We start from the raw sequence: 12,364 nt of genomic DNA, 5'->3' as shown, positions 1-12,364 counted from the left end.
TGCGCGGTCCCCCAGGATGTGCCGCGAAAAATGGCGGTGCCGGGGAGAGACGCGCAACGATTGGGCACATTCTTATCCCCTCTCCCCGGAGGGGAGAGGGCTGTTGCACCGCAAGCGAAGGGGCTCGGCTCAGGTCCGCGCGCTGGACAATGGCTGCGCGGCTTCCGCCACCACCGCCTTGCGGACGGGCAGGCCGGCGCCGCGCAGGGCTTCGGTGATGCGGTCGCCGTGGCCCTCGTCCTCCACCTCGATCAGCAGGGCGACCTCGGCGGACTTGACGGAGAAGGCGCCGAACAGGCGCTGGTGCTGCACGTCGATGATGTTGCCGCCGCACTCCGCCACGATGCGGGCCACCTGGGCCAGCGCGCCGGGCTGGTCGGCCACGTCGATGTCCAGGTTGATCAGGCGCCCGTCACGGGCGAAGCCGCGCATCAGCACGTTGGCGAGCGTGCGCGTGTCGATGTTGCCGCCCGACACGATCAGCCCGACCCGCTTGCCGCGGAAGCGCTCGGGGTGGAAGAGCAGGGCGGCCAGACCGGCGGCCCCGGCGCCCTCCGCCACGGTCTTCTCCACCTCGATCAGCATGGCGATGGCGCGCTCGATCACCGCTTCCGGCACCAGCACCACGTCGCAGCCGTTCTGCTTCAGGATGTCCATGGGCCGGTCGCCGACGTCGCGCACGGCGATGCCCTCGGCCACCGTCGGGCCGCCGACCTTGACCGGCTGCCCGGCGAGGCGCTGCGCCGCGGCGGGGTAGGTCTCCACCTCCACCCCGACGACCTCCAGGCCAGGCCGCAGCGCACGGGCGGCGACCGCGGCCCCGGCGGCCAGACCGCCGCCGCCCACCGGGATGGCCAGCGCGTCGAGGTCCGGCACCTCCGCCAGCATCTCCAGCACCACGGTGCCTTGGCCGGCGATCACCGCGTCGTCGTCGTAGGGATGGACGAAGACCAGCCCGTCCCGCTTGGCGAGGTCGTGGGCGAAGGCCGCGGCCTCGGCGAGGGAATCGCCCTCCAGGATGACGGTGGCGCCGTGATAGCGCGTGCGCTTCACCTTCACGAAGGGGGTGAAGCGCGGCATGACGATGGTCGCCGCGATGCCCAGCCGCTTCGCGTGGTAGGCCACAGCCTGGGCGTGGTTGCCGGCCGACATGGCGATCACCCCGGCCTGCCGCTCCTCCGGAGTCAGGTGGAGCAGCCGGTTGGCCGCCCCGCGCTCCTTGAAGGAGGCGGTGAACTGAAGATTCTCCAGCTTGACCCAGACCTCGGCGCCGGTGATCTGCGACAGGGTTTCCGAGCGCAGGAAGGGCGTGCGGCTGATGCGTCCGGCCAGCCGTTCGGCGGCGGCGTGAATGTCGTCGATGGTGACCGGCATGCTGTGCTTCCTCTACGAACCGCCCTTCCCAGGCGCGCTGGAGACCGCACCGTACAGGTCCGGGCGGCGGTCCGCCAGATGCGTGCCGACTTGGCGCAGGGCAGGGTCCAGATCGACGGTCAGCAGCGCCTCGCCGTCGTCGGCCCGCGCCAGCACCGATCCGTCCGGCGCCGCCACGCTGCTGAGCCCGCAATAGCGCAGCGTCCCCTCCCGCCCGCAGCGGTTGGCGTAGGCGACGAAGATGCCGTTCTCGAAGGCGCGGGCCGGGAGGATGGTGGTGGCGACGACCTCGTAGGGCGTCATCAGCGCGGTCGGCACCAGCAGAACGTCGACCCCGGCCAGGGCGTGGCGGCGCACCAGTTCCGGAAACTCCACGTCGTAGCAGATCGCCACGCCGACCCGCAGCCCGCCGACCTCGGCGGTCGGGAAGGAATCGCCGCCCGGCGCGAAGGCGTTGCGGTCGAGGTCGCCGTAGAGATGCGCCTTGCGCTGGTTCAGCAGGGGCCGACCGTCCGCCCCGATCAGTTGTGCGGCGTTGTGGACGGCGCCGTCCGCCCCGCGCTCCGGATAGCCGTAGAGGATGGCGACGCCGTGCCGCCGGGCGATGGCGGCGACCCGCGCGGCCATCGGCCCGTCCGCCGGCTCGGCCAGGGCGCGCACCGCCTCCGCGCCGATGTCGTAGCCGGTCAGGCCCATTTCCGGCCCGACCAGCAGGGCGGAGCCGCGATCCGCCGCCTCCGCCGCCGCCCGTTCCAGACGGTCGAGGTTGCGGTGCGGCGCACCGGGCTCCGCGTCCGCCTGGAACAGGGTCAGCCGCATGCGATCAGCCTTGCTTCTGGCGGTTGGCGAGGGCGCGCACCGACAGACAGAGGATTTCGAACAGCATCTGCGCGCCGGCGTGGGCGGTGTTGGTCGTGGCGTCGTACTGCGGCGCCACCTCCACCACGTCGCCGCCGATGATGTCCAGCCCGTCGAGCCCGCGCAGGATCGCCAGGGCCTCCCGCGTGGTCAGGCCGCCAACCTCCGGGGTGCCGGTGCCGGGGGCGAAGACCGGGTCCAGGCAATCCACGTCGAAGGAGACGTAGACCGGCCCGTCGCCCACCACCTTGCGCGCCGTCTCGACGACGCTGGCGATGCCGCGCTCCGGGATGTCCTCCGCGTGGATCACGGTCATTCCGCTGTCGTAGGAGAACTCCCACAGATACTCGGTGCTGCCGCGGATGCCGATCTGCACCGTGCGCTCCGGGTCCAGCACGCCGTCCAGGACCGCCTGCCGGAAGGGGCCGCCGTGGTGGAACTTGGCGCCCTCGTAGGGGCCGCCGGTGTCGCAATGGGCGTCGAAATGGATCATGCCCACCGGACGCTCGCGGCCCAGCGCCTTCAGGATCGAGTAAGTGATGGAATGGTCGCCGCCCACCGACAGCGGGACGACGCCCGCGTCCATCACGCGGTTGTAGAAGGCCAGGATGTCGCTGTGGCAGGCCTCCAGGCTGAAGCGGCTGGACAGCGGCACGTCGCCGACGTCGGCCAGCTTACAGGAGGCCGCCGGGACCATACGCAGGGCGTGCTCATAGGGGCCGATGCGCTCCATCCCGCGCACGGCGCGCGGGCCGAGGCGGGCGCCGGCCCGGTTGGTCACGCCGAGGTCCATCGGCACGCCGATCAGCGCGATGTCCAGCCCGCCGAAGTCCGCGGCCTCCGCCGCGTCGGGGCGGTAGGGGGCGTCGAGCAGGGTGGAGACCCCGGCGAAGGGCTGCACCCGCTTGCCGCCGGAGAACTGGAGGGCGGCCACCCGCTGGAATTCCGGATCGTGGAAGTCGTCGCCGCCGGAGCCGCTGTACTTCGTACGCAAACGATCAAGCTTCTGAGGGTCGATCATCGTCCTAATCTCTCTGAGGAAAAGGGTGTCAGTCGTTCTTGGCGGTCAGTCATTCTTGGCCCAGGCGCCGAGCAGGCGGGGCAGGTCGCCGAACCACGCGATCAGTCCGAAGACCACCGCGGTCAGCGTCACGAACAGCACCGTCACGGCGGCCATGGTCGGCGTGTAGCCGTAGCGGAGCGCGTTGAAGATCTTGATGGGCAGCGTTTCCAGTGTGAAGCCGACCACCATGTAGGCCACGATGTACTCGTTCAGCGACAGCACGAAGGCGAAGGCGAAGCCTGAGATCACGTAGGGCCGCACCAGCGGCATCACCACCGTGCGCAGAACCGTGCGGTCGTCCGCCCCCATGGTGGCCGCCGCCTCGACATAGGAGCGGTCCACCGCCCCGAAGCCCAGCGACAGCGTGACCAGCGGCAGCGTCACGAAGAACACCGCGTGGCTGACCACTACCGTCCAGGGCGATCCGTACTCGCCGACCGCTGCCCAGAAGCTGAGGAAGCCCAGCGCGGTGATGACCGGCGGCAGGATGAAGGGGGTCATCCCCAGCACCTCGAACGCGCGCGCCCAGGGGGCCCGCCAGCGCCACAGGAACCAGGCCAGGGGGAAGGCGATCAGCACCGCCAGCGCCGCCGACAGGGTGGCGACGACGAGGCTGGTGATCAGCGCGCCGCGCCAGCCGGGATCGGTGAAGACCTCCGCGTACCAGGCGAGCGAGAAGCCCTGCGGCGGGAAGGTCAGCGATTTCTTCTCGTTCACCGAGACGCCGGCCACCACGAGGATGGGGGCGGCGAGGACCAGGGCAATCAGGCCGGCGGCCACTGAGTTCAGCGTGCGCATCAGCATCAGGCCGTCTCCTCCCGCCGCCCGGCAAGCAGCGCCAGCCCGACGAGGGCGAGGCTGACCAGCACCAGGAAGACGGCCATGGCCGCCGCGAAGGGCATGTTGGACTGGTAGATCGCCTGATCGGTGATCAGCACCGACAGCGTCCAGTGCTGCGGCCGTCCCAGAAGCTGCGGCAGCAGGTAGGAGCCGAGCGCGAAGACGAACACCATGATCGTGGTCGCCACGATCGTGTTGCGCAGCGCCGGGACCACCACCGTGAAGAAGGCGCGCAGCGGCGAGGAGCCGAGCGTGCGCGCCGCCTCCTCCAGATAGGGATCGAGGCGGGCCAGCGCGGGATAGAGCACCAGCACCGTGTAGGGGAAGGCCTGATAGACCAGCCCGGCCAGCAGCGCGCCGAAGCTGGGGCTGAGCGATTGCGGCTCGGCCATCAGGCCCAGCGCCACGAACAGGTTGGTGATGCCCGCCGTGCGCGATAGCAGGGTGGACCAAGCGAAGCCGATGATGACTTCCGACAGCGACAGGATCGACAGCAGGAAGACCAGCCAGCGGATCTGCGCCCCGCGCGACAGCTTCACCAGCCGGTAGGTGAAGGGGAAGGCGATGCCCACCGACAGCGCCGCGACCAGCGCCGCCAGCCCCAGCGAGAAGGACATCACCCCGCCGAAGAAGGCGGTCAGGAACCGCTCGTAGTTGGCGAAGACGAGGTCCGGCTCGTAGAAGCCGCCGGGCACGCGCCGGAAGACGCTGACCGCGATCATCAGGCTGAAGGGGATGACGAAGAAGACGACCAGCATCAGCGCCGGGAAGAGGATCGGCGCGTGCTCGGCCAGACCGCGGGGGGCGCGGCGGATCATTGCGGGCGCTCCGCCATCGGCGGCAGCACGACGCAGGCCGCCGGGGGGAACTCCACCGACAGGGCGCCGCCGGGGGCGACCGGCGGACGGTCCTGCGGGCGCGACAGCGCGACGATCTCCCGCCCGGCGACGTCGATGCGGAACTCCACGCTGGCGCCGAGGTCGCGCATGAAGGACAGCGTGCCGGTCAGCCGGTTCGGCCCGTCCGTCCCGGCGGGGTGGACGACCACGTCCTCCGGCCGGACGGACAGCAGGACGCGGCCGGTCGGCGGCAGGTCGGGCAGATGCAGGGTGCCGCCGGGCACGGCGGCGGTGCCAGGGGCGGTGACCTCGCCCTCCAGCAGGTTGGTCATGCCGATGAAGTCGGCGACGAAGGCGTCGGCGGGCTGGCGGTAGACCTCCATCGGCGGGGCGGCCTGATGGATGCGCCCCTGCGACATCACCACCACGAGGTCGGCCATGGTCATCGCCTCCCGCTGGTCGTGGGTGACGACGATGGTGGTGATGCCGAGCCGCTGCTGGAGCTGCTTCAGCTCGATCTGCATGGCCTCGCGCAGCTTGGCGTCGAGCGCCGACAGCGGCTCGTCCAGCAGGAACAGCTTGGGCGACAGGGCGAGTGCGCGGGCGATCGCGACGCGCTGCCGCTGCCCGCCCGAGAGCTTGGAGACGGGCCGGTCGGCCACGCCGGGCAGGCGCACCAGCTCCAGCAACTCGTCGGCGCGCCTGCGCTGCTCGGCTTTCGGGACGCCGCGGATGCGCAGGGGGTAGGCGATGTTCTCCCCCGCCGTCAGGTGCGGGAAGAGGGCCAGCGACTGGAACACCACGCCGAATTCCCGCGTGTGGGCGGGGGCCGTGGTGATGTCGCGCCCGTCGATGACGAGCCGTCCGCCAGAGGGGTCCTCCAGCCCGGCGATCATGCGCAGCAGCGTCGTCTTCCCGCAGCCGGACGGGCCAAGCAGGCAGACGAATTGCCCGTGCGGGATGCGCAGCGACGCGCCGTGCACCGCGGTCACGGGACCGTATCGTTTGGTGAGACCGTCGAGGACAAGGGCTGACATGGGATGGCTTTGTCTTGATGGAGGGAGTGATTCCCCTCTCCCGTCCCGGGAGAGGGGTCAGGCACTCATCCGACGATCATTTCCGTCCACTTCTGGTTCAGCCAGTCGGACTTGCTCGTGTACAGGTCGTAGCGCGGGATGATCGGCGCGATGTCGGAGGACACGGCGGCGAACTCCTGGTCCGTCAGGTCGGTCAGCTTGCGGTCGATGGTCGGGGCGGTGCCGACCTTGCGCGACAGCAGGGCCTGGATCGATGGCTGGCACATGTAGTCGACGAAGACGTGGGCGAGGTCGCCGGCCTTGGAGGCGCGGGTGACCGCCCAGCTTCCCGAATCCAGGATGCCGCCCTCCTTCGGGAAGGTCGAGCGCACCGGCTGCCCGTCCGCGGCGGCGAGGCCGGTCACGTCGTGGTAGTACTGGCCCATCGGAATCTCGCCGGACTTCAGCGAGGCCTCGAACTGCGCTTCGTCGCGGTACCAGAGCTTCACGTTGGACTTCAGCTCCGCCAGCTTCTTGAAGCAGTCGAGCTGCCCCTGCTCGCTGTCCAGGTGCTTGGTGCCGCCGAAGAAGGTGGCCGCCGTGACCTCCAGCAGGAAGCTGTTGCTGACCAGAGCCAGTAGGCCGAGCTTGTCCTTGTTCGCCGGGTCCCACAGGGCCGCCCAGCTGTCCGGGGCCTGCGGGTAGCTCTTGGTGTTGGTGACCAGCGTGATGTACCAGGACACCGCGCCGATGCCGCTGACCTTGCCGTCCGGGTACTTGTTGACGAGGTGCGGGACGACCTTGGCGGCGTTGGGGATCTTCGACAGGTCGAAGGGCGCCCACAGTTCCGCCGAGGCCCCCTTCAGCATCGCCACCTGCGACATCATCGAGACGTCGGCGGGCGCCTGACGGGCGCGGGCCGCCTGTTCGAGCTGGACCAGCCACGCTTCGCCGGTCGGTTCGGCGATGGCCTCCACCGTGATGCCGGTGGCCTTGGAGAATTCCGGGAAGATGTGCTTTTCGAAGGATTCCTTGAAGTAGCCGCCGTAGACGCCGACCTTCAGCGTCTTCGACTGGGCGCGGACGATGTTCGGAAAGCCGATGGCGGCCGCCGTAGCCAGCGTGCCCGCTCCAGCCAGAACCGCGCGCCGGCTGATGCCGCCGGTCAAGGCGGCGTGAAGTCCCTGCTTACCCGTCGTCTCGTTCATGGATGCGACCTTTCCTTGCGGACGAGCTTATCTGTTCGTGAGGCCAGCATTGCGGCCTGTGGTCATTAGACGCCCGGCGCCGTTGCCCGAAAATCAGAAAGTTTTGTATCTTACTTCGATCCGGGTCGAAGTATCGGGTGGTCCGGAGCCATCGGGCCGGGCAGGGGAGGGCGAGCGTTGTGGCGATGATTCAGCTGGAAACCGTGGATCTGCGCCTGTTGCGGTTGTTCATGACCATCGTCGAGGCCGGCGGATTCAGTGCGGCGCAGAGCGAACTGAACCTGTCGCTGTCCACCATCTCCACCCATTTCGCCGATCTGGAGACCCGGCTGGGCCTGCGGCTGTGCCGACGCGGGCGCTCGGGATTCCAGCTCACCCCGGAAGGGCAGGCGGTCTACGACGAGGCGCGGCGCGTGTTCGACACGCTGGAGCGTTTCCGCGGCCGGGTGCGCGGCCTGCGCGAGCGGCTGACCGGCACGCTGGCGGTCGGGCTGGTGGACAACACGCTGACTGACCCGCGCGCCCCGCTGGAGCGTGTCTTCGCCCGCTTCACCGAGGCGGCGCCGGAGGTCTCGCTGATCATCAACGTCCGCCCGCCGAACGAGCTTCTGCGCGACGTCATCGGCGGGCAGCTCCAACTCGCCATCGCCAGCTTCCCGCGCATCGTGCCAAGCCTGTCCTATCAGGACCTCTACAACGAAACGATCCACTTCTGCGTGGCGGACGGGCACCCGCTGTTCACCCTGCCGGACGAGGCCATCGACCTGGACGAAATCCGCCGCTACCGGCTGGTCGCGCGCAGCTATTGGGGGGCGCGCGACCTGAAGATCTTCGCCATCTCGACGCCCAAGGCGACGGTCAGCGACATGGAGGGGGCAGCGCGGCTGATCCTGTCCGGCGCCTATGCCGGCTATCTGCCGGACCACTACGCGGCGCCCTACATCAAAGGTGGGCGGTTGCGGGTGCTGTTGCCCAAGGTCCTGTCCTATCAGGCGCCCTTCCAGGTGGCCTTCGACGCCAACCGCTCCAAGAGCCCGGTGGTGGACCTGTTCATCGCCCTGACCCGCGAGGAGATGACCGCGCCGGAGTTCCGGAGCGGTCCGGGCCATTAAATGTGATACTCCGGCTCCGGCACCGTCTGGTCCATGGCGAGCGCCGGCACCGTGTCACGGCACCAGCCGACGATCCGCGCCGGGACGCCGACCACGGTGGCGCAGGGCGGCACGTCCTTCAACACGACGCTGCCGGCCCCGACCTTGGCGCGGCTGCCGATCTCGATGTTGCCCAGAATCTTGGCGCCAGCGGACAGCAGGACGCCGTCGCGCACCTTCGGGTGGCGGTCGCCATGCTCCTTGCCGGTGCCGCCGAGCGTGACCTCCTGAAGGATCGAAACGTCGTTGCCGACCACCGCGGTCTCGCCGATCACCACGCCGGTTCCGTGGTCGATGAAGACGCCGCGTCCGACCGGGACCGCCGGGTGGATGTCCACCGCGAACACCTCCGACACCCGGCTTTGCAGGAAGTGGGCGAGGTCGCGCCGCTCGCGCCGCCACAGCCAGTGGCCGATGCGGTGCCATTCCAGCGCGTGGAAGCCCTTGTAGTAGAGGAAGGGTGTCAGGCAGTTGTCGGCCGCCGGGTCGCGCGTGCAGATGGCCTGGAGATCGGAGCAGGCTTCCTCGACGATGCAGGGCGCGTCGGCGACCGCCGAGCGCACGAGCATCGCGAGCTGGTCGGCGGAGATGTAGGAGTCGCCCAGCTTGCGCGCCAGCAGGCTGCCCAGCGCCGACGGGAAGTCATGGTGCAGCAGGATGGCGGTGTCGATGAAGGGGCGCAGCCAAGGCTCCTTGACGACGACGTTCTCCGCCTCGGCGCGCAGCATCGCCCACATGCCGTCGACGCCCTCCAGAAGGGGCGATTCCGGGCGGTCCAGCTCCTTGAGGTCCTGGTCCTTAAGGCAGGGGGCGACGATGTGATTCATGGTACGCGTGTCCTGATGTTCCCGACCGGTCCGGCCGTCGGTCCGGTCATGGGGCCTTCAACAGGCCGGACGGAAGCCTAGCACGGCGCTTTCCGGAAGGGGAGCTATGTCGTGGGAAATGAAGGACCACCACGAATTTTTGCACATTTTCACGCTGTGAAAATTGCCTGCCCACTCAGACAACCCCATCCGCGCAGCGGAGGGGTTACCAGATGATCATATCGTCGCTGGCGTAGGGGCTGGACCCGACCCGCGTGTTCCTGGTGCCGGCTTCTTCCGGCAAGGCGGCGGCATTGCCGTTCACCGTGATCCTATGGGCGCTCCAGCCCTTTCCAGCACGCGCTGCATGACGCTGGAAACCATCGCCCCGCTCGGCAATAATGCCGCAATCATGCTGCCCGCCCTGTCCGAATGACCAGCTCGGCAAGACCAGCGGGAGGCCAAATGAATGCTTCGGCTCATACATCACGCCCTGGTAAACAACTCATGAGACGAATTTTTAAGCTCGCAGGTCTTCTTGTTGGCTTGCTTGTCGTCGCGGCCATTGCTTACGGCGGAAAAGGATACTGGGACGCTCTATCGGATGCTCCGCAATTGCGTCAGCGCGCAGACGATCTGATAGCTCAGGGACTGGGAGGGGATTCGCTCGGCGCGGACCATCTGGCGATGTTGCTGAAAGTTGAGGACCCAAGTTTCGTCGATCACACCGGAGTGGATTTTTCGACCCCTGGCGCCGGAGCGACGACAATCACGCAGTCGGCTTCCAAGCGCCTTGCTTTCGAAAAATTCCAACCGGGCGTCGGGAAGATACGACAAACCGGGTATGCGATGGGCCTGGAAAGCCGACTCTCCAAGGATCAGATTTTGGCCCTTTGGCTCGATACACTGGAAATGGGTGAAGGTCCGGAAGGCTGGGTGACTGGCTTTCATAAGGCAAGTTCAGCGATCTATGGGCGGCCGCCGGCTGAGTTGAGCAGCACGGAATTTGCTCGATTGGTAGCCGTTCTCATCTCGCCAGCATCCTTCAAGCTTCGTGACAATGATCCTGCGCTCAACGAGCGTGTCAGGCGGATTGAACGCTTGGCGGCAGGAGCGTGTGTTCCCGAAGGGCACGGTGACGTTTGGCTCGAAGGGTGCCGACAGCCTTCCAATAGCTGAGCGGTTCCAGCAGCTTCATCCTGCGGGCAACGGCGTGCGGCGTAAGCCTAACTCGTGTATTTTCCATAAGACACCTTATGGGACTTACGCGCCATTCCAGGCGGCACACCATCACACATACACCCGGCACCGGATCCGCGCATCTGCTTTCCGTGGTCCGGGGGTCAGGCCGGCCCCTCCCGATTTCAATCGGGAGCGTGTTCCACGGCTAGGGGTTCCGGCGCGCCATGGTGTCCACGAAATGACCCATCGCCAGCTTCATGTCGTTGAAGACCGTGCCCTGCGATACACCCAGATGGGCGGCGATCTGGGGATAGGACAGGCCTTCGACCCGGTTCAGAAGCCACACCTGCCGGGCACGCGCCGGCAGACGGTCCAGAGCGTCCATGAAGCACGACAGCCGCTCGCGCTGCAGCAGGCGTTCTTCCGCCGAAGGGGTTTCCGATGCGATGCCCAGCGCCTCGACGGTGTCCGTCGGGCCGGCCTCGAACCGCTCCTGGGTCCGGCAGCGCCGGAGATGGTCCAGCGCGAGGTTGTGGACCGTCCGGTGGAGGAACGCCCCGATGTTGTCGATGGGTCCCCTCTCCACAGCCTTGCAGGCGCGTAGATAGCTTTCCTGCAACAGATCCTCGGCAACCTGAAGATCACGCACGATCTTCATCGCACACCCGAACAACGAGCGGCGGTGATCGAGATAGATCGCAATCAGGCTTGCGGACATGATAGCCCTGTCGGTACGGCGGCGGAAAGGACACCACCGCGGTCGGTGCGACATCGGCGGCCTTGCAACATCGAGATTGATAATGATTCTCAATTTCAGATGTCAAGCCGGTTGGACGGCCGCAGGAATGATCACCATCTGCGGGCTATGGGCTGCGGTTCGCGAATTGTGACCCGCCGAATGATGAAACGTCTCAACTGTACGTGAGTCCGGTCAAGGAAGAGTGGAAGGCCAGCGTGAAGCAGGACAAGGCAGACGGCGAACAGGATGCCGGGGCCTACCGGCATGCGGACCCGATCACGGACGAGGCGCTCACCTGGTTCGTGACGCTTCTCGACGCGCCCGTGGACCCGGATACCCGAGCCGCCTATCAGGTATGGCGGAACCGCGACCCGCGCCACGCCGCGGCATTCGACCGCCTGTCGTCGCTTGGGAGCATGCCCGAATTGCAGGCGGCGACGCTCGCCCATCACCCGCAGACTGCCCCTTCGCCGTCGGCCAACCAGTCCGCGACGAGGCGGCGGTCCGGGCGGTTCGGCGGGTGGCGGGTCTCGCTGGCCGCCGCCGCGCTGCTGCTGGCCATTGGCGTCCATCTCCAGCCCACATTGGCGCTCCGCCTGACCGCCGACCATCGCACCGTTGCGGGGGAGCGGCGGGAGATCGCCTTGCCCGACCGGTCCCGGCTGATCCTCGACACCGACTCCGCGGTCGCGCTCGATTTCGCCGAGGGCCGGCGCCACGTCCGGCTGCTGCGCGGGCAGGCCTACTTCGACGTGGTCAGCGACCCCGCCCACCCCTTCCGCGTCACCGCCGGCTTCAGCGAGGTGGAGGTGACCGGCACCGCCTTCACCGTGCGGTCGGACGGCGGGCAGGACGCCGTCTTCCTGGAGCGCGGGCGGGTGTCGGTCAGCCGGCGGGAACCGCCGGGCCAGACGGTGTCCCTCGTTCCGGGTGACCGGGTGACGGCCACGGTGGACGGCCTGTCGGCGCCCGCCCGCCCGGACCCGACGGTTGCGCTTGCCTGGAAGGACGGGCGCTACGTGTTCCACGACCAACCCTTCGCCGCGGTCGTCGACACCATCCGGCACTACCATGGCGCACCGATCGTTCTGATCGGCGACCGGCTGGCCGGCGCACGGGTCAGCGGAAACTACCGGCTGGACGATCCCATCGCGGCGCTCCGCTCGCTGGCCGACGTCGTAGGCGCCCGCGTGACCGAGCTTCCTGCCGGAATCATCCTGCTTCGATAGGTTTTGTCTTTCTTTCGGAATTTTTTTTGTGAGACGCCACGCCCCCGTGCGTCTGCCGA

Annotated in this window: 12 protein-coding genes; 3 read left to right on the top strand and 9 right to left on the bottom strand. The window is 68.1% G+C overall.

What is annotated here, in order from left to right; translation table 11 throughout:
• Nucleotides 1-129: 129 nt before the first annotated feature.
• The 7 genes from FHW79_RS22910 to FHW79_RS22880 all read right to left on the bottom strand — a co-directional run bounded on the left by FHW79_RS22910 (nucleotide 130) and on the right by FHW79_RS22880 (nucleotide 7,198).
• Nucleotides 130-1,374 carry a threonine ammonia-lyase gene (locus tag FHW79_RS22910; protein ID WP_183181030.1) on the bottom strand — a complete coding sequence of 415 codons (1,245 nt, stop codon included), beginning with the start codon at nucleotides 1,372-1,374 and terminating at the stop codon, nucleotides 130-132.
• 12 nt (nucleotides 1,375-1,386) lie between these two features.
• Complete coding sequence (locus FHW79_RS22905) at nucleotides 1,387-2,193, bottom strand: carbon-nitrogen hydrolase family protein (protein WP_183181029.1); 807 nt, start codon at nucleotides 2,191-2,193, stop codon at nucleotides 1,387-1,389.
• Nucleotides 2,194-2,197: 4 nt separating this feature from the next.
• The gene (gene speB / locus FHW79_RS22900) at nucleotides 2,198-3,253 is read right to left on the bottom strand and encodes an agmatinase (RefSeq protein ID WP_183181028.1); all 1,056 of its coding nucleotides are present in this window, start codon (nucleotides 3,251-3,253) and stop codon (nucleotides 2,198-2,200) included.
• Between the two features lie 45 nt (nucleotides 3,254-3,298).
• On the bottom strand, nucleotides 3,299-4,099 hold the full coding sequence (locus FHW79_RS22895) for an ABC transporter permease (protein WP_183181027.1): 801 nt from the start codon (nucleotides 4,097-4,099) through the stop codon (nucleotides 3,299-3,301).
• Nucleotides 4,099-4,953 (bottom strand): ABC transporter permease, encoded by an 855-nt coding sequence (locus FHW79_RS22890; protein ID WP_035682465.1) that lies wholly within the window; start codon nucleotides 4,951-4,953, stop codon nucleotides 4,099-4,101. The genes FHW79_RS22895 and FHW79_RS22890 overlap by 1 nt, the downstream gene beginning before the upstream one ends.
• On the bottom strand, nucleotides 4,950-6,011 hold the full coding sequence (locus tag FHW79_RS22885; RefSeq protein ID WP_183181026.1) for an ABC transporter ATP-binding protein: 1,062 nt from the start codon (nucleotides 6,009-6,011) through the stop codon (nucleotides 4,950-4,952). Before FHW79_RS22885 ends, FHW79_RS22890 begins: the two co-directional genes overlap by 4 nt.
• A 65-nt stretch (nucleotides 6,012-6,076) precedes the next feature.
• Nucleotides 6,077-7,198 carry an extracellular solute-binding protein gene (locus FHW79_RS22880; protein WP_183181025.1) on the bottom strand — a complete coding sequence of 374 codons (1,122 nt, stop codon included), beginning with the start codon at nucleotides 7,196-7,198 and terminating at the stop codon, nucleotides 6,077-6,079.
• A 185-nt stretch (nucleotides 7,199-7,383) separates the two neighbouring features.
• Between FHW79_RS22880 and FHW79_RS22875 the strand changes: the two genes are divergently transcribed.
• Nucleotides 7,384-8,310, top strand: coding sequence for a LysR family transcriptional regulator (locus tag FHW79_RS22875; protein ID WP_211108442.1), 927 nt, complete (start codon nucleotides 7,384-7,386; stop codon nucleotides 8,308-8,310).
• Here FHW79_RS22875 and cysE read toward each other — a convergent pair.
• Entirely contained in the window at nucleotides 8,307-9,176 is an 870-nt protein-coding gene (gene cysE, locus FHW79_RS22870; protein WP_183181023.1) for a serine O-acetyltransferase, read from the bottom strand. The two genes, FHW79_RS22875 and cysE, sit on opposite strands and share 4 nt — an antisense overlap.
• A gap of 444 nt (nucleotides 9,177-9,620) precedes the next feature.
• Here cysE and FHW79_RS22865 point away from each other — a divergent pair, with 444 nt between their 5' ends.
• On the top strand, nucleotides 9,621-10,334 hold the full coding sequence (locus FHW79_RS22865; RefSeq protein ID WP_247884551.1) for a transglycosylase domain-containing protein: 714 nt from the start codon (nucleotides 9,621-9,623) through the stop codon (nucleotides 10,332-10,334).
• A 208-nt stretch (nucleotides 10,335-10,542) separates the two neighbouring features.
• On the opposite strand, the gene FHW79_RS22860 is transcribed toward FHW79_RS22865, so the two are convergent.
• Complete coding sequence (locus tag FHW79_RS22860) at nucleotides 10,543-11,055, bottom strand: sigma-70 family RNA polymerase sigma factor (RefSeq protein ID WP_183181021.1); 513 nt, start codon at nucleotides 11,053-11,055, stop codon at nucleotides 10,543-10,545.
• 236 nt (nucleotides 11,056-11,291) lie between these two features.
• Here FHW79_RS22860 and FHW79_RS22855 point away from each other — a divergent pair, with 236 nt between their 5' ends.
• Nucleotides 11,292-12,305, top strand: coding sequence for a FecR family protein (locus FHW79_RS22855; protein ID WP_183181020.1), 1,014 nt, complete (start codon nucleotides 11,292-11,294; stop codon nucleotides 12,303-12,305).
• Nucleotides 12,306-12,364: the final 59 nt, after the last annotated feature.

The sequence above is a fragment of the Azospirillum sp. OGB3 genome, assembly GCF_014192915.1.
In the GTDB taxonomy this organism is placed as follows: Bacteria; Pseudomonadota; Alphaproteobacteria; order Azospirillales; family Azospirillaceae; genus Azospirillum.
The sequence above is the reverse complement of the archived record's forward strand: the minus strand, read 5'-3'. Positions and strand labels throughout refer to the sequence as shown.